Below are 260 nucleotides of genomic sequence, written 5' to 3'. Positions count from 1 at the left end.
ACCGGTACAGCCGCCGATAAAATCTACGACAGCACTCGTGATGCCGACATCACCGCCAGCACCACAGACTTTATCGCCAGCGATAATATCAGCCTCACTGGCGCAAGCGGCAGCTTCTCGGATAAGAATGTCGACCAAGATAAAGATGTCACCATTGCGGGCTATGGCTTAAGCGGTAGCGATGCCGGCAACTATGAGATCGCCAACAACACGGTGGTGGTTCAAGCGGATATCACACCCTTTGAAATCTCCGCCAGCAG

The 260-nt window shown here is 53.5% G+C and carries 1 protein-coding gene; it reads left to right on the top strand.

From position 1 onward, the window contains the following. A partial coding sequence (locus Q1A41_RS20300) for a YDG domain-containing protein (RefSeq protein ID WP_299982996.1) occupies positions 1-260 on the top strand: 260 nt, incomplete at both ends.

The sequence above is a fragment of the uncultured Pseudoteredinibacter sp. genome, assembly GCF_947502065.1.
Taxonomy (GTDB): Bacteria; Pseudomonadota; Gammaproteobacteria; order Pseudomonadales; family Cellvibrionaceae; genus Pseudoteredinibacter.
This window is presented reverse-complemented; position numbering and strand designations above follow the sequence as displayed.